Origin of the sequence: Pantoea sp. SIMBA_079 (assembly GCF_046940275.1) — a bacterium.
Lineage (GTDB): Bacteria > Pseudomonadota > Gammaproteobacteria > Enterobacterales > Enterobacteriaceae > Pantoea > Pantoea borealis.
On sequence record NZ_JAWRYR010000178.1, the window covers coordinates 1 to 287 of the forward strand.

1 protein-coding gene is annotated in these 287 nt (G+C 67.6%); it reads left to right on the forward strand.

What is annotated here, in order from left to right; genetic code table 11:
* Positions 1-287, forward strand: a 287-nt coding sequence (locus SB719_RS19610; RefSeq protein ID WP_412159662.1) for an SOS response-associated peptidase family protein, incomplete at both ends; no start/stop codon positions are given.

Genomic DNA, 287 nt, shown 5'->3' on the forward strand with positions numbered 1-287 from the left:
GCGTCGGTGCTGATCCAGCGTCAGCTTGACGGCCAGCAGCAACTGGCCAAGGCGCGCTGGGGGTTGACCCCGGCCTGGCTCACCGACCTGTCCCGCACCCCTGCCCATGCCCGCGCCGAAACGCTGGCCGAACAGCCGATGTTTCGCGATGCGTTTCGCCAGCGCCGCTGCCTGATGCCGGCCAACGGCTTTTACGAATGGCGTGGCAGCGTGCGCAAACGCCCGTATTGGTTGACCCCGGGGGAGGGGGCGTCGTTGTACTTTGCGGCGGTTTGGGAAGCCTACCC